Origin of the sequence: Arthrobacter sp. 08Y14, assembly GCF_002929455.1 — a bacterium.
Classification (GTDB): Bacteria; Actinomycetota; Actinomycetes; order Actinomycetales; family Micrococcaceae; genus Arthrobacter_B; species Arthrobacter_B sunyaminii.
Genome location: NZ_PJIX01000001.1, coordinates 459,744 through 480,462, shown reverse-complemented (window position 1 = coordinate 480,462; position 20,719 = coordinate 459,744). Strand labels below are relative to the sequence as shown.

The following is a 20,719-nucleotide window of genomic DNA, read 5'->3' as shown; positions in this document are numbered from 1 at the left end:
TTGCTTATTGTTGCCGGTTTTTTCTAGGGTGGGGGCAACGGAATCGTTCGATTCCAGGCGGATACATACCGCCCCTAGAAGTCTGCGAAACGGAGGCAACATGTCTGAACATGATATTTCCGGCAAGAAGGTCGCTTTTCTCCTCACCGACGGTGTGGAACAGGTCGAGCTCACCAGCCCCTGGGAGGCCGTGAAGGCCGCAGGTGGCGTCCCCACCCTGGTCTCACCGTCCAGCGGCACGGTCCAGGGCTTCGACGGCATGGACAAGGGCGAGACGTTTACCGTTGACCTGGCCGTGGCAGACGCCAACGCCGATGATTTCGATGCCCTGGTCCTCCCCGGCGGCGTGGTCAACGCTGACTTCCTGCGTGTGGACAAGGACGCGCAGGCCTTCACCCGCGCGTTCTTCGAAGCGCACAAGCCGGTGGCGTCCATCTGCCACGGACCGTGGCTGCTGATCGAAGCCGGCGTCGTCAAGGGCCGTGACCTGACCTCGTACCACACGCTGGCCACGGACCTCAAGAACGCCGGCGCCAACTGGAGCGACGAGGAAGTGGTGGTGGACCAGGGGCTGGTGACCAGCCGCAACCCGGATGATTTGCCGGCCTTCAACGACAAGCTGCTGGAGGAAATTGCCGAGGGTGAGCACGAGGGACAGCACGCCTAACCGGTCAAGCGGGATAATGGGGCGGGGACACGCGCAGGCGTCTCCCCGCCCTTCGCTTTGCGCCCTGTTCCCTTTTTCTCTGGAGATTCACCCGTGACGACTGCCCCCGGCCGGTATCTGAGCGCCGGAGTTTCGTGGGACGACGACGGTCCGTACCTTGCGCTGCGCTCGCCTGTTGGCGTGTCCTTGCAGAAGAGGCTCAACGCCGGGACCGTCCTGTCCTACCGGGTTCTTCCCGGCGAGGACGGCGCGCTGCGGCACTGCCTGGGGTCGGTGAAGGTGCAGGACCGGCACACCCGCATCGCTCAGCCCTGCCCTGAGCATTCGGCGGCAGAACGCGGCTATCAGTGCGGGCCCTGCTTCGCCCGCGACGACTGGCGGCTGGTGCATAACGTCCACCGGTCCGGAATCGCGTCGCCGGGACTTCAGCTGTACCTCGAGCAGCCGCACTGGCTGTACGTTGCCACCTTTGCGGACGGCACGAGCAAGGTGGGGACCGCTGCAGCCGGAAGGAAACGCCTGCGCCTCGTGGAACAGGGCGCGGTGGCCGCGCGCTACGTGGCCCGCGCAGACGACGGGCGGGTGGTGCGCATCCTTGAAGACCTGGTCGCAGCTGAAGCGGGACTGGTGCAGGCGGTGCGTGCCGGCACCAAGGCCGCTGCCCTGGCGCAGCCGCTGGCGGAGGAATTCCTGGACCGGACCAACTCCCTGCACGCGGCGAAGGTCCGGGAACTGCTGACCGGGGCGGACATCCGCGGATTCAGCGTGGTCGCTGAAACCTGGGAGCGTCCGGCCCAGGCCCGGGTGGTGCTGGACGCGGCCGGAGCTGTTGCCTATCCGCTGGACCCGGGCAGCGGCGAGCACGCCATGGTCATTGAAGCCATGGTGGGGGCAGCGGCACTGGTGACGGTGGAAGGTTCGGACACGCCGCTCCTTGCCGATCTGGCCCGGCTGAAGGGGCGCCGGCTGAACCTCGGTGCCTATCAGGCACGGCTTCCCGCCCTGCAGACTGCGCTCTTTTAGGGTCAGGAAGGCTCCCGGCCCCGGACCCCCGTTTCGCGGCAGGAGGTGCCCCGCCTGTATTCTGGGGGCATGCTAAACACCCCGTGGGAAACCGGTTCCGCCCTGTATCGCAAGCTGGTTGTATCCGCCCTGGTGGTTTCCGGAGCCGGCGTGCTGATGGTCGTTTTCGGTGCGATCGGAGATTCTCCGTTGCTGATGTACATCGCCGCGCCCGTGATCGTGGTGGGCATGTGCCTGCACCTGAGCGGTATGGTGGTTCGAGCCCGGGACGCCCGGCGCCGGATGAAGGGAACCAAATGAGCATCAATCCCGAACTGCAGGGGCGCAGCTATCCCGCCAGCGAGCCCTATCAAGTGGGCCGCGAGAAAATCCGTGAGTTTGCCCGTTCCGTCAAAGCCGGCCATGCCGCGCATTATGACGTAGCGGAGGCCGCGCAGCTGGGGTACTCGGACCTGGTGGCGCCGCCCACCTTTGCCGTCATCGTGGCCCAGCGCGCCGATGCGCAGCTGATTTCCGACCCGGAGGCCGGCATCGATTTCACCCGCGTGGTCCACGCAGACCAGCGCTTCACGCATCACCGGCCGATTGTCGCCGGGGATGAACTGATTGCAGAACTTCATGTGGATTCCGTCCGGGCCATGGGCGACGGCGCCCTGCTCACCACCCGCTCGGAAATTTCCACCACGGAGGGCGAAAAGGTCGCCACTGCCGTGTCATCCATCCTCGTCCGCGGAGAAGGGCAGTAACGCCGTGTCGATTGCATTGAGCGAACTCGCCGCCGGACAGGAAATCGGCTCGGCCACGCTGGAAATTTCCCGCGCCGATCTGGTCCGTTACGCGGGAGCGTCCGGAGACTTCAACCCCATCCACTGGAACGAGCGGTTTGCCCGCAGCGTGGATCTGCCCGGTGTCATCGCCCACGGCATGTTCACCATGGGTGCCGCTGTGCAGCTGGTGACGGACTGGATCGGCGATCCGGGTGCCGTGATCGACTACCAGACGCGTTTCACCCGGCCGGTTCCGGTGGAGGATGTTGACGGCGAGGCCGGCGCCGTCGTCGAAGTCACCGGAGTAATTGGAGCGCTCGACGCTGACAATTCCACCGCACGCGTGGACCTTACCGTCACGTTCAACGGCCAGAAGGTGCTGGTCAAGGCACAGGCGGTTGTACGGATCTGGTGAGTGCGCTGACCTCTTTGCCCCTGGCCTCCCTGACCACCTCCCGCGTGGGCGGGCCTGCCCGCCGCTACATCAACGCCGAAACCGAGGACGAGCTCATCGGTGCGGTCCGTGCCGCCGATGAGGCGAAGGAACCGCTGCTGATTGTGGGCGGCGGTTCCAATCTGCTGATCTCTGACGCCGGGTTCGACGGCGCCGTGGTCCACGTTGCCACCCGCGGCCTGGAATTCACCGAGGACAAAAACACTGTCACCGTCCGTGCGCAGGCCGGTCACCCCTGGGATGAGCTGGTGGCGGAAACACTGCGCCGGGGCTGCTCCGGCCTCGAGGCGCTCTCCGGCATTCCGGGCCTGGCCGGTGCGACGCCGGTGCAGAACGTGGGCGCCTACGGTGCGGATGTTTCGCACAGCATTACCGGAGTCCGCGCCTGGGACCGGGAAACCCGTACCGTAGTGCAGTTCACCAATGAAGAGCTGCAGTTCGGGTACCGGGACTCGGTGCTGAAACGCGCCACGGTGAACGGTTCACCGCGGTACGTGGTCCTGACCGTGGACTTCGGCCTGACCCGGGGCATGGAAAGTGCGCCCGTGCGCTACGCCGAGCTGGCCCGGGCACTCGGTGTGGAGGCGGGGGAGCGGGCCGCTGCCGAAGACGTCCGCCGCGAGGTGCTGCGGCTGCGCGCCGGCAAGGGCATGGTGCTTGATCCCGAAGATCCGGACACCTGGAGCACCGGCTCCTTCTTCACGAATCCGGTGGTTTCCGAGGAGGAGGCCGCGCATCTGCCGCCCGAGGCGCCGCGCTACCCGGTGGAACAGCCCGGAATGGTCAAGCTCAGCGCCGCCTGGCTCATTGACCGTTCCGGTTTCCCCAAGGGCTTCGGCCTGCCGGAGACCGGCCAGGGGGCCGAACTGGCCGGCGGCCGGGCTTCACTGTCCACCAAGCACACCCTTGCGGTAACCAACCGCGGCAACGCCTCGGCCGAGGACCTGCTGGCTGTGGCGCGGGCCGTGGCAGACGGCGTGGACGAAGCCTTTGGCCTTCGGCTGCACCCGGAGCCGCTGCTCATTAACTGCTCGCTGTAATCAGGCTGCCCCGCCGCGGTTCCGGCGCATGATTTGGGCGGCGGCCAGGACTTCGCGCACCTGTCCGCCGTGCCATGACCGGTCCACCAGTGCCCGGCTGCACAGCCACTGCACCAGCCGGGACGTCAGGCTCACCTGGGTTCGCCGGTCCTGCAGTCCGGGCAGCAGCCACTGCGGGTCCAGGAAGCCGTGCAGCGTATAGAGCAGGTCCTCGGCGTCGAAGATCCGCGCGAAGGCGTTCTCCGGGTTGAAGCTTCGTTCCAAATCCAGCAGGACGGCACGGTCCGGGGTCAGGTATATCCAGCCGTCTGTTTCCAGGTACAGCCGCAGCTGTACCAGAACCCTGGCGTACCGCGCTGCGGTGGCTGTTTGTTTGCCCTCGGCGCTGAGGGTGAAGAAGGTGCGGAGGATTTCTTCCACGGTGAACTTGTCCATAGCGCCACCTTCCCACCTGCCACTGACACTGCGCGCACACGCAAAAGCGGACCCGTCCCGCAGGGAACGGATCCGCTGGCTGCAGCCGGATTCGGACCGGCCTGGCAGGGTTTAGAGGTTGCCGGTGGCAATCCGCAGCATACGCCGCAGCGGTTCGGCTGCGCCCCAGAGCAGCTGGTCTCCGATGGTGAAGGCGCTGATGTACTCCGGACCCATTTCCAGTTTCCGGATCCGGCCCACCGGAATGTCCAGGGTTCCGCTGACGGCCACCGGGGTCAGCTCCGCCATGGATGCTTCCTTGGTGTTGGGCACCACCTTGGCCCATTCGTTGTCGGCGTCGATGATCCGCTCAATCTCCGCCACTGAAAGGTCTTCGGTGAGTTTGAGGGTCAGAGCCTGTGAATGTGAGCGCATGGCGCCGATGCGGACGCAGAGACCGTCAAACGGAATTCGTCCGGCCGTGTCCCGGCCCAGGATCTTGTTGGTTTCGGCACCGGCTTTCCACTCTTCCCTGGACTGCCCGTTGCCCAGGTCTGCGTCGATCCAGGGGATCACCGAACCGGCCAGCGGCACGCCGAACTGTGAGGAGTCCATGGCGGGGTTCTTCTGCTGGGCCAGCACCGCCCGGTCGATGTCCAGGATGGCGGAGGCCGGGTCTGCAAGCTGGTCCGCAACCACGGAGTTCAGCGAGCCGAACTGATTGAGCAGCTCACGCATGTGCCGGGCACCGCCGCCGGAGGCAGCCTGATAGGTCATGGAGGTGCCCCATTCCACCAGGCCGTTGCGGAACAATCCGCCCAGCCCCATGAGCATGCAGGACACGGTGCAGTTGCCGCCCACGAAGTTCCGCACCCCGTGGGCCAGCCCGGCGTCGATGACGTCCCGGTTCACCGGGTCCAGAACGATGATGGAGTCCTGCTCCATCCGCAGTGTGGACGCGGCGTCGATCCATAGCCCGGTCCAGCCGGCGTCGCGCAGTTTGGGATAGACCTCCGAGGTGTAACCGCCGCCCTGGGCAGTGACGATGATCGGCAGTTTGGCCAGCGTCTCAATGTCGTAGGCATTCTGGAGCTCTCCTGCACCCGAAGCGAAGGACGGCGCGGCGCCCCCGGCGTTGGAGGTGGAGAAGAACACGGGGTTGATCAGGTCAAAGTCGCCTTCATCCTGCATGCGCTGCATGAGGACGGAACCGACCATGCCCCGCCAGCCGATGAAGCCCGCGGTGGGTACAGGGGTAGCTGCGAAAGTCATGGTTTCAGTTTAGGGCAGGGCCGCGCTGCCGTGGTGATTGGTGACGCCGCTGTCCGTATCCCGGACCCGGGACCAGAGGGCTATCCGGTAGCAGGTGCCGTTGGTTCCCGTGTGCCAGCCTTCGGCGGGGCTCACCGCAGTGAACCCCCAGTCGGGGCCGAGGTGCGGCGCGTAGGTGTCACCATCGGTGCTCGCATCAATGACCGTCACTACGGCGGCGTCCGCCAGGGGAGCAGCTGCCTCGTACATCCGGGCTCCGCCGACAATCCAGATCTGTTCGCTGCCGCCGGGGCTGTGCCGGGCGGTGTCCAGCGCCTGCTCCAGCGTGGGAACCACGACGGCGCCGGCCGGGGAAATCTCGTCCGCCAGCGTTTCGCTGGAACTCACCACAATGTTGGTGCGGCCGGGCAGCGGCCGGTAGGCGGCGGGAAAGGACTCCCAGGTGCGCCGGCCCATGATGACCGGGTGTCCGGCCGTGGTGTTCTTGAAATGTGCCAGGTCTTCGGGCAGGTGCCACGGCATTCCTCCGTCCCGGCCGATGACGCCGTCCACGGTTTGCGCCCAGATCATGCCTACCAGCGGCTGCGGCATCCCCAGGGGATTGGCCGCTGACAATGCCGCCAACAGATCCATGCCCTCAGGAGAAGCATCTCCACCGCTTGTGGCGAAATAGCGGATGCCGGCGGGTTCATTCAAGGGAACGCCTCTCAGACTGCAATCGGAGCTTTGATGCCGGGGTGGTGGCGGTAGTCCAGGACCTCAAAATCCTCCAGGACGTAATCGAAGATCGAGTCCGGCGTCCGGGCCAGGCGCAGCTGCGGATACGGGTAGGGTGCGCGGCTGAGCTGTTCGCGGACCTGGTCCACATGGTTGTCGTAGATATGGACGTCGCCGCCTGTCCAGACAAATTCGCCGGGCTGGAGGCCGGTCTGCTGCGCCACCATGAGCGTCAAAAGTGCGTAGGAGGCAATGTTGAAGGGGACGCCGAGGAACAGATCGGCCGAGCGCTGGTACAGCTGGCAGGACAGTTTCCCATCGGCCACGTAGAACTGGAACATCGCGTGGCACGGGGGCAGGGCCATGTTGTCCACTTCGGCCGGGTTCCAGGCCGTGACGATGTGCCGGCGGGAGTCCGGATTGGTGCGGATGCTTTCAACCACCTTGGCGATCTGGTCAATCTGTCCGCCGTCCGGAGCCGGCCAGGAGCGCCACTGGACACCGTAGACCGGGCCCAGTTCGCCGTCGTCGTCCGCCCACTCGTTCCAGATGCTGACGCCGCGCTCCTGCAGCCAGCGCACGTTGGAGTCGCCGCGCAGGAACCACAGGAGTTCCAGGGCCACCGACTTGAAGTGCACCCGCTTGGTGGTGATCAGCGGGAAGGAATCACTAAGATCAAAGCGCATCTGGCGGCCAAAGACACTGCGGGTTCCGGTGCCGGTGCGGTCGGATTTCTGCGTTCCGTGGGCCATCACGTCGCGGAGCAGATCTTCGTACGGGGTTGGGATAGTCACCCCTTTAGTCTATAGCTCAGTCCCCAGCTCAGTCCTCGGCGGAGAGGGCGGCTACAAGACGGCCGTAGCGTCGCCAGGCGAGCAGTCCGGCCACGGCCACCACACCCAGGAAAGCCAGTGTGGGCAGTACGAGCAGGAGAGCCGACGCTTCCGGGGGCAGGAACCAGCTGCGCAGAGTCATCCAGCCAATCAGCAGGGATAACGCAAACGCACTCAGTGCCAGGAAATACAATGTTGAGTCCATGCCGGCCCGCTGGTGCACCTGCTCGTCCACGCCGTACGGGGCGGAATTGTTGAGCGGGAAACGCCGGATAATCAGGGCGGTTGCATAGAGGAACAGGAGCAGTCCGAGGCAAATCAGGGGCCCGGTGAAGACGGTCCAGAAGGACTTTTCCGCAAAGCGGTCCACGTTCCCGGCGCCGTCCCAGTGCATGGGCAGGCGCTGCGGGATCGTGGACCAGGCCAGCGAGCCCGTGGCTACCACCAGGCCCACCAAGAACCCGGAGGCCAGATACCAGCCGCGGTGCACGCCGGGCAGAGGGATGTTCTTCTCCGCCGTCTTTGTCATTGTGTCCCTGTTGCTTCCGGGCCCCGGGAAGGTATCAATCAGAGGGCTCCGCCGGCGGCCTCGGGAGCGCCGGCGTCGCTTCCGCCGCCGTCGCCAACCTGTTCCCGCGCCATGAAATTCTCCAGGTCGAAGAGGTTGTCGGCGCGCTTGGCCACCGTGAGGAGGGTGGACATGGAGGCAACTTCCTCCACCTGCTCCTTGAGGAACCAGAGCATGAACTGCTCTCCCAGGGCATCGCCCTCCGCACGTGCGGCGGCGAAGAGAGCCTCAATCTGGCGGGTGACCTGGCGTTCCTGCTCCAGGGCCAGCTGGATCGGTTCCACCACGGTGGCAAAGTCGTTGCGCACCGCGGCGACGCCGGGGATCCGCACGGGCATGTCCCGGTCCAGCATGTACTGCACCAGCATCATGGCGTGGTTGCGTTCCTCAACCGACTGAGCATAGAAGTGCCGGGCCAGCTGCGGGAGGTCTTCGCCGTCGAAAAACACTGCCATGGCCACGTACTGCTGCGAGGCATTGAATTCGTTACCGATTTGGGCTTCGAGGAGTTCGGTGAAAGTTGTCATTGCCCCACCTTAGGGCGGTGGCCGGACTCAAAAAAGGACGGTTAGGCTTAGCTATCCGGTGCGGCACGGCTGAAAACCTAGTCGTCGAATGCCCGGAACCGCTCCAGCGACACGATGCGCCCCTCCTCGGCGGAGGAGACCTGGCAGATGATCGCTTCACCCGGTGCCAGATACGGATCCTTGTCGGGCAAGCCAATGGACAGGCCGGTCGGCATATGGTCTGCCAGAACCTCGAATGTCAGCGGCAAAACCGGCCGGTGCGTGCACAGGGCAACAGGTTTGGCCTTGTCGAACAATGCTTCCACCGCGTTGCGGGCCTTGCCGGGCTTGCGCTTGGCGCTGTGCTCGGTAATGGCATCGACGGTTTTGAACTTCACGGCCCGTGCCTTCACATAGGGACGCACAGTCTGCACGCAGCGGACCCAGGGACTGGACACCACCCGGTCCGGCAGCCATGCGGCCAGCAGCCGCGACACGGCCTGTGCCTGGCGCAGGCCGGTGGCCGCCAGCGGACGGTCCCCTTCAGCCCGGGTCCAGGATGACCGGGGCTTGGCCTTGGCGTGGCGCACCACGATCAGCGGCCACGTCCGGAGGCGGCCTTCGGCGTGGGCCTCCTCCAGGGTGCGCAGCGGCAGCCGGTCCGAAGGATTGCTGAGCTCGGCATGGGCCTGTGCCGGAGTGCACCAGCGGACGCCGTCCACTTCTTTGCCGTCCGGCCGGGGCTTTCCCTCCTCGATGCGGGCGGCCCAGTAGTGGACGATCTTCATCCCCGACGCCACCGGATATACCGTGGCCGGCAGCGGAATGCCCAGCCTGATCCGGACCCCGGCTTCCTCCTGCACTTCGCGCACTGCGCACTCAGGGGTTGTCTCGCCGGCATCCAGTTTCCCCTTCGGCCACGACCAGTCCTTGTACCGGGGCCGGTGGATCATGAGGACCTCGAGTTCACCGTTCCGGGTGCGCCAGCAAATGGCGCCTGCAGCCACCACTTTGATGTCTGCGGGCACGGAATCCCCGGCACCCGTTTCCAGGCCGCGACGGGGGAGAGTGGCCTGTTCACCCATGGAAGCTCCCGGTTCGGTGGGCATGGTCATCAACGGCGGACAGCGGCGCGCTGCCGGGACCGGGAAGCGAGCAGCCACGACTGCACGTCCAGCAGCGGCTCCCCTTCTTCATTCTTGTGGTGCCGGGTCCAGATGCCGTCCTTCTCCAGATGCCAGCTTGCGGTGGCCGGATCCATGTAGCGGTCCATCAGCGCGATGAGGTCAGCGATGTCCTCCCGGGAGGCAAGCTGCACCAGGGCCTCCACCCGGCGGTCCAGGTTGCGGTGCATCATGTCCGCTGAACCGATGAACACCACCGGGTCTCCGGCATTGGCGAAGGCAAACACGCGCGAGTGCTCCAGGAACCGGCCCAGAACGGACCGGACAGTAATGTTCTCGCTCAGGCCGGGGACACCCGGGCGCACGGAACAGATGCCGCGCACAATCACGTCCACCCGGACACCGGCCTGGGAGGCACGGTACAGCGAATCGATGATGGCTTCATCCACCATCGAGTTGACCTTGATGATCACCCGGGCGGCCAGACCGGCCTTCTTATTGGCAATTTCCCGTTCAATCCGGTCAATCAAACCTGACCGCACCGACCGGGGAGCCACAAGCAGGCGCTTGAACGTGGACTTCGGGGCATACCCGGAGAGCTGGTTGAAGAGCTTCGTCAGATCTTCACCCACCTGTTCGTTAGAGGTCAGCAGCCCCAGGTCTTCGTAGTAGCGGGCGGTGCGGGGGTGATAGTTTCCGGTGCCGATGTGGCAGTAGCGCCGCAGCCCGTCCACTTCCTGGCGGACCACCAGCGACAACTTGCAGTGCGTTTTCAGCCCCACGATGCCGTAGACCACGTGCACGCCGGCCTGCTCCAGCTTGCGGGCCCAGGAAATGTTGGCCTGCTCGTCGAACCGTGCCTTGATTTCCACCAGGGCCAGCACCTGCTTGCCGGACTCCGCGGCATCAATCAGCGCGTCAACAATGGGGGAGTCCCCGGACGTGCGGTAGAGCGTCTGCTTGATGGCCTGGACCCGTGGGTCGGCGGCGGCCTGCTCCAGGAAGGCCTGAACGGAGGTGGAGAAGGAATCATAGGGGTGGTGCAGCAGGATGTCGCGGCGGCGCATCGCAGCAAACACGTCCGCCGGCTTGGATGTTTCGGACTCCTTCAGGTGCAGGGACGTATGCGGCACCTGCTTGGGGTAGTGCAGGTCCGGGCGGTCGATGCGGCTGATGCCGGCCAGTCCGCGCAGGTCCAGCGGTGCGGGCAGCGCATACACCTCGTCTTCTTCCACGCCGAGTTCGCGCACCAGCAGCTCGCGGATGCTCGGGTTGATGTCGGTGGTGACTTCCAGGCGGACGGGCGGGCCGAACCGGCGACGCAGGAGCTCCTTTTCCAGCGCCTGCAGCAGGTTCTCGGCGTCGTCCTCCTCCACCTCCAGATCCTCATTGCGGGTAACCCGGAAGGCGTGGTGTTCCATGACGTCCATACCGGGGAACAGCTGGTCCAGATGTTCGGCAATGACGTCTTCCAGCGGAATGAAGCGGGCCACCCGGCCGGCAATATTTCCGGCCCTGGGCCCGTCCACGGAGATCAGCCGGGGCAGCTGGTCCGGAACCTTGACGCGGGCGAAGAACTCCTTGCCGCTCACGGGGTTGCGCACCACCACGGCCAGGTTCAGGGAGAGGCCGGAGATGTAGGGGAAGGGATGCGCCGGATCCACGGCCAGCGGGGTGAGGATCGGGAAAACCTTGGACGCGAACTGGCGGTGCAGATAGGCCTTGGCGGTGTCATCGAGCTCGTTCCACCCCACGAGATGGATCTGCTCCTCGGCCAGCGCCGGGCGGATTTGACGGGCAAATACCTCGGCATGACGCTGCTGCAGCCGGTAGCCGGCCTCCACGATGTGTTCCAGCTGTTCCATCGGGCTCAGGCCGGCAGCGGAGGGAACCGCCAACCCGGTGGCGATGCGGCGCTTGAGGCCGGCAACCCTCACCATGAAGAACTCGTCCAGGTTGGACGCGAAGATGGACAGGAAACTGACCCGCTCCAGCAGGTACAGGTCCGGGTCCTCAGCGAGCTCAAGAACACGGGCGTTGAAATGGAGCCAGCTGATTTCACGGTCCAGGAAACGCTCGGGGCTGATGTCCCCTTCCGGGACGAGTGCCGGACCAAAGTCCGGAATATCAATCCGGTCCTCAGTGGCCCGTGGCGCCGACATGGACTCAGCCGATCCGAAAGTGGAGTGTGGCTCGGCGGCGGTATCGGATCCCATGGTTTCTCCCTGCAGTATGGCGGCGGTCAGGCGGTGCCTCCCGGAGGACCGGGCGGCAGGGCCGTCAATTCAACATTACAAGCTGTTCCGGCTCATCCGGCCGCGTACATCACATCCGCGTCCCAACGGACGAAACCCAGCCGCTGGTACAGCGCCATGGCCGGAGCGTTGTCTGCATCCACGTAAAGCATGATGGCCGGCAGGCCGCTGTCCTGGAGATGCCGGATGCCGGCAACGGTCAGGGTGCGGCCCAGTCCCATGCCCTGGGCCTCGGGAACCACTCCCACCACGTACACCTCTCCGATGGGCGGATGTCCGCCGGCACCGGGATGGACCTTGGTCCAGTGGAAGCCGAGGATGGCATTGTCCTCGTCCCGCACAGCCAGCAGGAATCCTTCGGGATCGAACCAGTCCTCGGCCATGCGTGCGGCGAGGTCGCTCCGGGTCATGCCGCCCTGCTCGGGATGGTGGGCAAAGGCGGCCGCGTTGGCTGCCAGCCAGGCGGCGTCGTCGGCCCCCGGGTGAAAGGCCCGCAGCGAGACGCCTTCGGGCAGCTCGGCGGCGGGCAGCCCGTCAGTGCCGGCGCCACGGCTCAGCCGCAGGCGCAGCAGCTCGCGCACCGGACGGTAGCCAAAACGCCGGGCCAGCTCGACGGCGGCGTCATGGTTGCCGTGCGACCATGCCTGGGGTGCGGGGACGGTGCCGGCGCTAACGTGCTCCTGCACGGAGGCCGCCAGGGCGGTTCCCACACCCTTCTCACGGTAGGCAGGGTGGACCACCAGTTCCAGCACGCCCGGTTCTTTCGGGCCGTCACTGATCAGCACAGCGACGCCGGCCAGCGCCTGGGTAGCCGACGGATCCGAGGACTCATCGTTGGCATAGGTGGCGAAAACCAGCAGGGAATCCGGGTCAGTGTCGCCGGAACGCAGGTCAACGAGGGTCTGTTCGGAGAGCGGCGGGTTGCCGTCCGCGTCGGCGGCGGCAGCGGCCAACTCGCGGATCCGGTCCAGCTCATCGGGCTCCGGGGTTCCCTTGGTGACTGTGACGGGCCAGGGCATTACGCGTTCGTCTCTCATTGAAGAAGCCTAGCGCCCGGAGGGCACCGGACAAGCGGAGGCGTCCAAAGTTCCCGCAGGCAGTGTCGCAGCAGGTCAGGCTTCCTGGCTCGCGGGCTGCGCGGGATCCCCGGCCAGACGGGACCGGGTGAACCGGTAGCCCACGTTGCGGACCGTGCCGATCAGGTTTTCATGGTCCGCACCCAGCTTGGCCCGCAGCCGCCGGACGTGGACGTCCACCGTCCGTGTGCCCCCGTAATAGTCGTAGCCCCACACCTCGTGCAGCAGCTGGTCGCGGGTGAAGACACGGCCGGGGTGCTGTGCCAGGTACTTGAGGAGCTCAAACTCCTTATAGGTGAGGTTCAGTGCAGTGCCGTTCACCCGGGCCGTGTAGCTCGCTTCGTCAATAACGACGCCGGATGCACGGATCTCGGTGCTGGCAGCTTCCGAGGACGAGTTGATCCTTGCGGACATGAGCCGCAGCCGGGCCTCCAGCTCGGCCGGTCCCGCCGAATCAAGGATGACGTCGTCGGCCCGCCAGTTTGCCGCCACGGCAGCCATTCCGCCTTCGGTAAGAATAAGGATCAGCGGCGTGTCCAGTCCGGTTGCCTTCAGCAGCTGGGTCAGTGAACGGGCGCCGACCAGATCCTTGCGGGCGTCAATAAGCACGACGTCGCTGGGCTCTGTGTCGAGCAGCGCCGTGGGTTCGGCGGGAACAACCTGCACTTTGTGGTTGAGCAGACCGAGGGCCGGCAGGACCTCTACAGAGGGTCCCGGACTGTTGGTCAGCAGCAAAATGTGCGACATGGATCCTCCAAGGTTGGGCGCACATCATCGGGCACAAGCTGGGCCGCGTCCGCAGGCGGGGCGAAGGTGTTGAAAGTATACCCACGGGGCCTCGCCGGACCCGTAGCTTTCATCTGCACTACGTAATAAGGCAGGATGGCTTAGGTGAAACTTTGGAGCGTAGCGGTGCTGGCGGCAGCAGCCCTCATTGGCATCGTCGGTGCTTCGTACTGGTCCGTTGGGGCCGTGGCAGTGGTTACCGGCATTCTTTGCATCGTGGTGGGGATCGGCTGGCCGCACCTCTTGGATGTTCCGGCCAAAAAGACCCAGGGCGCCGTACTTGGGCTCGCAGGCGCAGCCGCCTGTGCCGCCGCGCTGGTGGCACCGTCCACGGCATTACTGACCTGGCTGCCCGGGGTGGCGGCAGTAGGCGTAGGCGCCATCTTCCTGATCCAGCTGCTGCGCGGAACCGGACAGGCCCACCGGCTGGAATCAACCATCGGCAACATCGCAGGTGTCCTCCTGACGGTGATGGGTTCAGGCTGGGTGGCCGCGGACCGGCTGGCCGGTGCCGACGGCAGCCCGGCAGGCCTGACCATCAGCGCAGCCGGCATCCTCGCCGCACTCGCTGTGTCCCTGATCCCCCTGCCGGACAGGATTACCGCCCCGCTGGGCGTAGCCGCCGGCGCCGTGGCCGGTGCGCTGGCCGGAGTCCTGCAGCCGGAAGCCGGAGTGCATGCTGCCGCTGCTGCGCTAATGGGCGCCGCGGGTGCCGCCGTCGTCATGGCGGTCCGCCGGCTGATCCTCTCCCGCGATGACATTTCCACGCGCCGGGGGCGGCTGGCCCTGGCCCTGGCACCCATCGTGGCGCTGGGCTCCGTGGTCTATTTCCTGGCCAGCCTGCTCGTCCCCTGACCTCTCCGTATCCCGGCCGGCAGGTCATGGGACGAAACGTCCGCGGCTCCGGGTTAGGATGTAGCTATGGATTCGCTTGTAGCCCTTGAAATCTTCTTTATCGTCCTGCTTGGCATCACCGGCGTCGGCATGGCCGCGTTCGCCGGCCTGGTCATCAGCCGCCTGTACAAAGGCCAGAAGTAGCCCGCCCAAGAGCAACCGAAGGAAGAGGTCAGCGCCATGCCCATGGAGATCCCCACCGATCTGACCCCTGAGCTCGTGCCGCTGTCCTGGCTCCTTGGAGTCTGGGAGGGCTCCGGCAGGCTGGGGGAGGGTGAAGCCGATTCCGAGCACTTCACCCAGCGTGTGACTTTCAGCCAAAATGGCCTGCCGTACCTGAAGTACGACGCCGAAAGCTGGCTCACGGACGAAGACGGCACCGTTCTGCGCCCGCTCGCCGTTGAGACGGGATTCTGGGCGCTGGACCGCCCCCTGAACGACGCCGACGGAGGCCCCGGGCTGACCCCGGCGGACATCGTCCCGGCGCTGCGCAGCGCCGACGAAGTCGAAAAGCTCCGCAATGACAGCGGCGGCTTTGACATCACCGCCACCATCGTCCATCCCGGCGGCATCGCAGAGCTGTACTACGGCCAAATCAAGGGTCCGCAAATTCAGCTGACCACCGATCTGGTCATGCGGGGCGTGAACTCCAAGGAGTACACCGCCGCCACGCGCATCTTCGGTTTGGTCAACGGTGACCTGTACTGGCGCTGGGATGTAGCTGAGGGCGGCAACGCACTGAAGGCGCACGCCTCCGCCATCCTGAAGAAAACCTCCTAAGCCTTCCGGCGCTGCGGAAACCAAGCACGGAATAGCCGCCCCCGCAAGGACGTTGCACCCGTTATGACTTACCTCAGCCCCCTCCTGTCCCGCCACGGTGCGGTGGAAGCCGGCGGCCTCGACGCCGGTGTCGCAGCCCACTACGGCGATCCCCTGCGTGAGCAGCGGGAACTGGCCCGCGGCAACGCCGTCACGGACCTGTCCCACCGCGGCGTTGTCACCGTCACCGGCCCCGACCGCCTCAGCTGGCTGAACACCCTGTCCTCCCAAAGCGTGAGCGGCCTGCAGCCAGGCACAAGCTCTGAGCTGCTGCTGCTCAGCGTCCAGGGGCGCATTGAGCACGACGCACGGATCCTGGACGACGGGAACACCGCGTGGCTGATCGTGGAAGCCGCTGAGGCTCCCGTCCTGGCCCAGTTCCTGGAACGGATGAAGTTCATGCTCCGGGTCGAGGTGGCCGATGTCAGCAGGGACTGGGCCGTTGTGGGATCAGTGACGCCAGTGGAGGCTTGGGCCAACTATTCCGTCTGGACCGATCCCTGGCCGAACATTGGTGCCGGCGGTTTCGCCTACACCGGCGTGCCTGAGGATTCCCATCCGGGACGCGACCGCCCCTGGCACGAATATATGATTCCGGCAGCGGAGCTGGAACAGGCCGTTACGGACTCAGGGCGCACCCTTGCCGGCACCATGGCCTCCGAAGCCCTGCGGATTGCGGCCTGGCGTCCGCGGCTGGGCGCCGAGACCGACGACAAAACCATTCCGCATGAGCTGGATCTGATCCGGACAGCGGTTCATCTGGCCAAGGGCTGCTACAAGGGCCAGGAAACCGTGGCCCGTGTACACAACCTGGGGCATCCGCCCCGCCGGCTCGTGTTCCTGCAGCTGGACGGTTCCCAGCACACGCTTCCCGCGCCGGGCAGTGCAGTGATGCTGGGAGAACGCAGGGTGGGAGCGGTGACGTCGGTTGCCCAGCACTATGAAATGGGCGCCGTTGCGCTGGCCGTGATCAAGCGCTCTGTGGATCCCGCGGCAGAGCTGGTGGTGGACGACGACGGCGAGCCCTACGCTGCCGCGCAGGAAATCATTGTTGCCCCGGATGCCGGCCAGGTTGTGGGCCGTGCCGGCGGATTCCTGCGCCCGCCCCGGGCATAGCGGCGTTCAGCGCCAAAGACGTTAGACCGATGTACGTATTTGAAAGGAATCCCCATGAGCACCCCGGAATCCCGTCCGGAGATTGACGAAGGCATCATCGAACTGGCCGGTTTGGTGTTCGATGCTGCGCGGGCCGGTGACACGGAAGGAATCCGGAATTTCCTGGACGCAGGCGTGCCGGTGAACCTGACCAACGGATCCGGCGACACACTGGTAATGCTGGCCTCCTACCACGGCCACGAGAGCCTGACCGCGCTGCTGGTTGAGCGGGGCGCGGATGTGAACACCCAGAATGACCGGGGCCAGACCCCGCTGGCGGGTGCCGTCTTCAAGGGCTACACCGGTATCTTCCGCATCCTGGTTGAAGGGGGAGCGGACCCTGACGCCGGTTCGCCGAGTGCGCGGGACACGGCAGGATTCTTTCAGCGGCAGGAAATGCTGGACCTGCTGCAATAACTGCAGGTCCACACCCTGGCCCGAAAGGCTAGGCCGTCAGCTGGACTTCGGAGCGGATCCCGACGGCAAGAAAACCTGCTCCGGCCGCCGTCCGCGCCGCCCCGATGTTGTCCAGGGGCGTGCGGTACTGCGGGATCAGGCCAGCCGCCATGGACTCCTCCACTGCAATGGACGTGACATAGCGTCCCAGTCCTTGCCGGCGGCTGGACGGCGCGGTGAGCGTGGAGATGTCAGCGAGGATGCCGTCCCGGATGCTGTAGCCGGCTCCAGCCAGCGGAACCGGAACTTCTGCGCTGTCATCCACCACTATGAACAGCGCTTCCTTGCCGGCCAAGCCAGCTTCAGCGACGTCGTCGGGTGGGCACAGACGCTCCAGCTGGACGGCAATCTCCGGGTCCTCGGAGACAGCCAGTTCCTCCGCCGGTTCCAGGGGCTCCGGGAACGCATCGGCAAAACACAGATGTTCGGAGCCAACGGTTCTTCCGCCGTACTCCACGGAAAGGCCGGCGAGAGAGGTTTGGCGGCTGAGTTCCGCTGCGCTCTTGCCGTGGGCACGCCGAGCCGCCCATTCGGGCCCGCAGAAGACCTCCCGGCCAAAAAGGCGCATGAAGGATACGCTGCGGGACTCGTCCTGCACGCTGTAGATCCGCGTTCCGTCCCCGGCGGCGGACAGGGCATCATCGGCCAGGCCTAAGCGGCGGGACCAGGCGAGCTGAATGATCGCAATCGTTCCCGGATCCAAATTCATACGTTTCAACCTACACCCGGTCCCGTCTGAGGCTCAGGCCGTCAGCCGAAGAGAATGGACGCTTCGTCGTAGCGGTGCTGGGGAACCGTCTTGAGATTGTCCAGCGCCTTTTCGAAGCCCACGTGCACAATGTCCGTGCCGTGCAGGGCCACCATGGTCCCCCAAAGCCCGTCGATCACGGAATCAATGGCAGCCATGCCGAGTCGTGTGGCCAGTACCCGGTCATAAGCGGTGGGAACACCTCCGCGCTGGATGTGTCCCAGGACAGTGGCACGGGTTTCGATGCCGGTGCGGGCTTCGATCTCCGGGGCCAGCAGCTCTCCGATGCCGCCGAGCCGGGGCCGGCCGAAGGCGTCCAGCCCGCGTTCTGAGTGCGGGGACTCCATGTCAGTGGTGACAAACCCCTCGGCAACGACGACGAGCGGGGCGCGGCCGCGGTCACGGGCATGGGTGACCCACTCGGCAATCTGATCCAGGCTCTGTGGATTTTCCGGAATGAGGATGGCGTGCGCGCCGGCAGCCATGCCGGAGTGAAGCGCGATCCAGCCGACGTGGCGTCCCATGACTTCAGCGACCATGCAGCGGTGATGGGATTCACCGGTGGTCCGCAGCCGGTCAATGGCTTCGGTGGCGATCTGCACAGCGGTGTCAAAACCGAAGGTGTAGTCGGTGGCGTCCAGATCGTTGTCCACGGTTTTGGGGACGCCCACGATGTTCAGGCCTGCATCTGTGAGGCGCTGCGCGGCCGCCAGGGTGCCCTCACCGCCGATCGCGATGATGGCGTCGACGCCGAGCCGGTCCATGGTGGCCTTGATTTTTTCCGGCCCGCCGTTGGGTCCCTCGAAGGGATTGGTGCGGGAGGTCCCCAGGATGGTTCCACCCTGTTTCGAAATGCCGCGGACGCTGGTTCGGGGGAGGTCGATGATGTCGCCGTCCACCACGCCGCGCCATCCGTCCAGGAACCCGACAAACTCCTGGTTGTGGACCTTGATGCCCTTGAGGACGGCTCCGCGGATCACCGCGTTGAGTCCGGGGCAGTCGCCCCCACTGGTTAGGATGCCGATCTTCATGGTTAAAACCTCTGGTTCAGTTGGGCGGCTGGTGGATCCTCAGCCTTGATTCTAGCCATCGCCGGGCTGCCGGCCATCGCACGGAGGCTCCAGCCGGCCCCGAGGAGCCAAAACAAGCCTGCAGACTGCTAGCGTTTGCCGATCAGCTGCTCCAGCGCAATGGTGCCGTCATCCTTAGGCAGCAGGAGCCAGGCGGCGAGATACGTCCACACGCCGACAAAAGGCAGCAGGAAGCTGAGCAGGACGGCTATCCGGACCGCTGAGACGTCCCAGCCGTACCGCGCTGCCACCCCGGCGCAGACCCCGCCGGCCCAGCCGCGGGTCCGGCGGACGGGGGAGGAGCGGAGAATGTCAAAGAAACGGTTCATGGTATTAGTCTGCCTGTTCGGTGGGGCGACGGGCGTCGTTTCCGCCGCTGGTGAAGTGGTTGCGGCCGCCGAAAGCGGAAATTGCGCCGCCGATCAGCAGGGCGGTGCCGCCGCCCAGCAACAGGCCCAGCAGCACTGCCAGGGGGTCGAAACTGATGTCGGTCAGCAGCCAGGCCAGGAGCAGGACCGCAGCTGCGATGATCACCAGTCCCCAGACAATGGTGCCGGTCCGGACCGGCCGCTTGGCGGGGGAATCTGCAGGGACGTGCCCGGAGGAACCCTGGGGGTACGCGGTAGCATTCATCGGTCCAGGTCGCTTTCGTTTACGGTCACCAGGACATTGCTGGCAACTCCTTTGATACGGACTATCAGGGGGTCGCCGTCCGTGTCATTCATACGTTCGTCCGCTGTTTTCCATAACCCCCCGGATCCGGTGAGGGTGACGCCGTCGTCAATCTGGACGTTACCCGCAAACATGTCCGCCCGGACCAGGACGGGGACATCGTCCGGCACCAGGATGGTGAGGTCGCTGGCTGCCATGTTGACCGGGATCTCAACGGCCGGGTCTGTCTCGTCTGCAAGGTATCGCAGGTCCAGGTTCCCGTCGGCGGCTGCAAGCGTGTAACCCCCGGTGGCCGGGGAGGAAGCAGTGGGTGTCCAGTTCCCCTCATTGGCGACGACGACGGTGTCGAAAGTGCCAAGGTTGCTGCCCGCCACGCCGGCACCGGCCACTGCGGCGATGGCGGTCAGGCCAAGGATTCCGGAGGAACGCCCAAGGGCCCCGAGGATGACGATGCCAAGTCCGTTGACTGCCGCCCCCGCCGCGAGGGCAACGGCCACCGGGGTGCCGATGTCGATAACGGAGGCGTAATCCAGGGTCAGGATGACGCCGATGGTCAGCAGCACCGATCCAAGGACAACGGCGGTTTCGGCGGCTCCGGGCGTGGTCCGCCGGCGGGGCGGGACCGCAGTGGGCCGGGCCGGCGAAGCCGCAGGTCCCTGCGCGGTGTAGCGGGCGGAGGAAGCTGCAGGACCCGGGGCGGAGGTTGCTGCATATGGAGCGGAGGGGGCCGGCGGCATCGGCGGGACAGGCGCGGCAGAAGTGTGGGGGCCGCCCACTGCACCGCGGCCGGAGCGCGTGAAGATCCAGTAAAGCAGCAATCCCAGGCCGCCAACCCAGAACAGCGTCCAGAAAAAGCCGCCGAGAACCCCGTCGCCGGCCCAGAAGATGCTGGGGCTTCCAGCACCCAGGATGCAGGCCACCAGGGCCCCGGTGGTCCCGGACGTCCAAGAGCCGCGCAGGGCTTCCTCTGCATGGATGCGTCCGTCGGGTTCCGGGAGCAGGGCCCAGGCCAGGCCGTAGAGCAGGAGTCCGCCGCCGAACAGGCCGAGGACAATGAACAGCCCACGGACCAGGACCGGATCCAGTCCGGTGCGGGTTGCGATTCCCTCACAGACACCGCCCACCCAGCGGTCCTCTCCGCGGACGATGCCCAGGGAACGCAACCAGGTGAAGAAACCGTTGGGACGGGGCAGCGGGCGGGTGGGATTCTCAGCGGAGTCAAAGGGCGGCAGGGGTTCCGTGGGGGAGCCGGCCGGGTCCGGGACTGGGGGTTGCGGGGTCATGTTTCCATTCTGGCCGGCGGCAGGCTGCTGAAACATCCGGGACAGCCCTGAGCAAACCCTGAGATGGCCCTGAAAACAGGCCCGGGACTGGCCCCCGGGACGTCCCGGGACAGCGAACGT

The 20,719-nt window shown here is 65.8% G+C and carries 25 protein-coding genes; 10 read left to right on the top strand and 15 right to left on the bottom strand.

The features are described from left to right. Window positions 1–100: 100 nt before the first annotated feature. From CXR03_RS02240 to CXR03_RS02215, 6 genes are all read left to right on the top strand, one after another. Window positions 101–667, top strand: coding sequence for a type 1 glutamine amidotransferase domain-containing protein (locus CXR03_RS02240; protein ID WP_104101648.1), 567 nt, complete (start codon window positions 101–103; stop codon window positions 665–667). Between the two features lie 93 nt (window positions 668–760). Continuing rightward, complete coding sequence (locus tag CXR03_RS02235; RefSeq protein WP_181034469.1) at window positions 761–1,690, top strand: DUF2797 domain-containing protein; 930 nt, start codon at window positions 761–763, stop codon at window positions 1,688–1,690. Window positions 1,691–1,759: 69 nt separating this feature from the next. After that, window positions 1,760–1,990: a hypothetical protein gene (locus CXR03_RS02230; RefSeq protein ID WP_104052801.1), complete on the top strand. Its 231-nt coding sequence runs from the start codon at window positions 1,760–1,762 to the stop codon at window positions 1,988–1,990. After that, window positions 1,987–2,436, top strand: coding sequence for a MaoC family dehydratase N-terminal domain-containing protein (locus CXR03_RS02225; protein ID WP_104052799.1), 450 nt, complete (start codon window positions 1,987–1,989; stop codon window positions 2,434–2,436). Before CXR03_RS02230 ends, CXR03_RS02225 begins: the two co-directional genes overlap by 4 nt. 4 nt (window positions 2,437–2,440) lie before the next feature. Then, window positions 2,441–2,872, top strand: coding sequence for a MaoC family dehydratase (locus tag CXR03_RS02220; RefSeq protein WP_104052797.1), 432 nt, complete (start codon window positions 2,441–2,443; stop codon window positions 2,870–2,872). 5 nt (window positions 2,873–2,877) lie between these two features. After that, window positions 2,878–3,951 (top strand): UDP-N-acetylmuramate dehydrogenase, encoded by a 1,074-nt coding sequence (locus tag CXR03_RS02215; RefSeq protein ID WP_104053685.1) that lies wholly within the window; start codon window positions 2,878–2,880, stop codon window positions 3,949–3,951. On the opposite strand, the gene CXR03_RS02210 is transcribed toward CXR03_RS02215, so the two are convergent. The 10 genes from CXR03_RS02210 to CXR03_RS02165 all read right to left on the bottom strand — a co-directional run bounded on the left by CXR03_RS02210 (window position 3,952) and on the right by CXR03_RS02165 (window position 13,463). Further along, entirely contained in the window at window positions 3,952–4,386 is a 435-nt protein-coding gene (locus CXR03_RS02210; protein ID WP_104101645.1) for a hypothetical protein, read from the bottom strand. It abuts the gene before it with no gap. 111 nt (window positions 4,387–4,497) lie between these two features. Beyond that, on the bottom strand, window positions 4,498–5,637 hold the full coding sequence (asd, locus tag CXR03_RS02205; protein WP_104101644.1) for an aspartate-semialdehyde dehydrogenase: 1,140 nt from the start codon (window positions 5,635–5,637) through the stop codon (window positions 4,498–4,500). A 9-nt stretch (window positions 5,638–5,646) separates the two neighbouring features. Further along, on the bottom strand, window positions 5,647–6,333 hold the full coding sequence (locus tag CXR03_RS02200; RefSeq protein ID WP_258073455.1) for a dihydrofolate reductase: 687 nt from the start codon (window positions 6,331–6,333) through the stop codon (window positions 5,647–5,649). Between the two features lie 11 nt (window positions 6,334–6,344). Next, window positions 6,345–7,148 carry a thymidylate synthase gene (locus CXR03_RS02195; protein ID WP_104101642.1) on the bottom strand — a complete coding sequence of 268 codons (804 nt, stop codon included), beginning with the start codon at window positions 7,146–7,148 and terminating at the stop codon, window positions 6,345–6,347. Window positions 7,149–7,176: 28 nt separating this feature from the next. Continuing rightward, window positions 7,177–7,716 carry a DUF1648 domain-containing protein gene (locus CXR03_RS02190; RefSeq protein WP_104101640.1) on the bottom strand — a complete coding sequence of 180 codons (540 nt, stop codon included), beginning with the start codon at window positions 7,714–7,716 and terminating at the stop codon, window positions 7,177–7,179. 38 nt (window positions 7,717–7,754) lie between these two features. Further along, entirely contained in the window at window positions 7,755–8,282 is a 528-nt protein-coding gene (locus CXR03_RS02185) for a ferritin (protein WP_104052788.1), read from the bottom strand. Window positions 8,283–8,359: 77 nt separating this feature from the next. Next, window positions 8,360–9,370: an NUDIX hydrolase gene (locus tag CXR03_RS02180; RefSeq protein WP_258073454.1), complete on the bottom strand. Its 1,011-nt coding sequence runs from the start codon at window positions 9,368–9,370 to the stop codon at window positions 8,360–8,362. A 5-nt stretch (window positions 9,371–9,375) separates the two neighbouring features. Continuing rightward, window positions 9,376–11,601 (bottom strand): RNA degradosome polyphosphate kinase, encoded by a 2,226-nt coding sequence (locus CXR03_RS02175; RefSeq protein WP_104101639.1) that lies wholly within the window; start codon window positions 11,599–11,601, stop codon window positions 9,376–9,378. Window positions 11,602–11,693: 92 nt separating this feature from the next. Beyond that, window positions 11,694–12,659, bottom strand: coding sequence for a mycothiol synthase (mshD, locus tag CXR03_RS02170; RefSeq protein ID WP_258073524.1), 966 nt, complete (start codon window positions 12,657–12,659; stop codon window positions 11,694–11,696). Between the two features lie 93 nt (window positions 12,660–12,752). Then, window positions 12,753–13,463, bottom strand: coding sequence for a response regulator transcription factor (locus tag CXR03_RS02165; RefSeq protein ID WP_104052782.1), 711 nt, complete (start codon window positions 13,461–13,463; stop codon window positions 12,753–12,755). A 144-nt stretch (window positions 13,464–13,607) separates the two neighbouring features. Between CXR03_RS02165 and CXR03_RS02160 the strand changes: the two genes are divergently transcribed. The 4 genes from CXR03_RS02160 (at window position 13,608) to CXR03_RS02145 (ending at window position 16,787) form a co-directional block, all read left to right on the top strand. Then, on the top strand, window positions 13,608–14,357 hold the full coding sequence (locus tag CXR03_RS02160; RefSeq protein ID WP_146070441.1) for a hypothetical protein: 750 nt from the start codon (window positions 13,608–13,610) through the stop codon (window positions 14,355–14,357). 219 nt (window positions 14,358–14,576) lie between these two features. Beyond that, complete coding sequence (locus tag CXR03_RS02155) at window positions 14,577–15,176, top strand: FABP family protein (protein ID WP_104101634.1); 600 nt, start codon at window positions 14,577–14,579, stop codon at window positions 15,174–15,176. Between the two features lie 63 nt (window positions 15,177–15,239). Continuing rightward, on the top strand, window positions 15,240–16,331 hold the full coding sequence (locus tag CXR03_RS02150) for a folate-binding protein YgfZ (protein ID WP_104101632.1): 1,092 nt from the start codon (window positions 15,240–15,242) through the stop codon (window positions 16,329–16,331). A gap of 54 nt (window positions 16,332–16,385) precedes the next feature. Beyond that, window positions 16,386–16,787 carry an ankyrin repeat domain-containing protein gene (locus CXR03_RS02145; protein WP_104101631.1) on the top strand — a complete coding sequence of 134 codons (402 nt, stop codon included), beginning with the start codon at window positions 16,386–16,388 and terminating at the stop codon, window positions 16,785–16,787. Between the two features lie 28 nt (window positions 16,788–16,815). On the opposite strand, the gene CXR03_RS02140 is transcribed toward CXR03_RS02145, so the two are convergent. From CXR03_RS02140 to CXR03_RS02120, 5 genes are all read right to left on the bottom strand, one after another. Then, on the bottom strand, window positions 16,816–17,535 hold the full coding sequence (locus tag CXR03_RS02140) for an N-acetyltransferase (protein WP_104101629.1): 720 nt from the start codon (window positions 17,533–17,535) through the stop codon (window positions 16,816–16,818). Window positions 17,536–17,576: 41 nt separating this feature from the next. Continuing rightward, a complete protein-coding gene (locus CXR03_RS02135) occupies window positions 17,577–18,605 on the bottom strand; it encodes a 6-phosphofructokinase (protein WP_104101627.1) in 1,029 nt (342 codons plus the stop codon). A gap of 128 nt (window positions 18,606–18,733) precedes the next feature. Further along, window positions 18,734–18,973 (bottom strand): PspC domain-containing protein, encoded by a 240-nt coding sequence (locus tag CXR03_RS02130; RefSeq protein ID WP_104052767.1) that lies wholly within the window; start codon window positions 18,971–18,973, stop codon window positions 18,734–18,736. 4 nt (window positions 18,974–18,977) lie between these two features. Beyond that, complete coding sequence (locus CXR03_RS02125) at window positions 18,978–19,277, bottom strand: hypothetical protein (RefSeq protein ID WP_258073453.1); 300 nt, start codon at window positions 19,275–19,277, stop codon at window positions 18,978–18,980. Beyond that, window positions 19,274–20,599, bottom strand: a complete 1,326-nt coding sequence (locus tag CXR03_RS02120; RefSeq protein ID WP_181034468.1) for a PspC domain-containing protein — start codon at window positions 20,597–20,599, stop codon at window positions 19,274–19,276. The genes CXR03_RS02125 and CXR03_RS02120 overlap by 4 nt, the downstream gene beginning before the upstream one ends. Window positions 20,600–20,719: the final 120 nt, after the last annotated feature.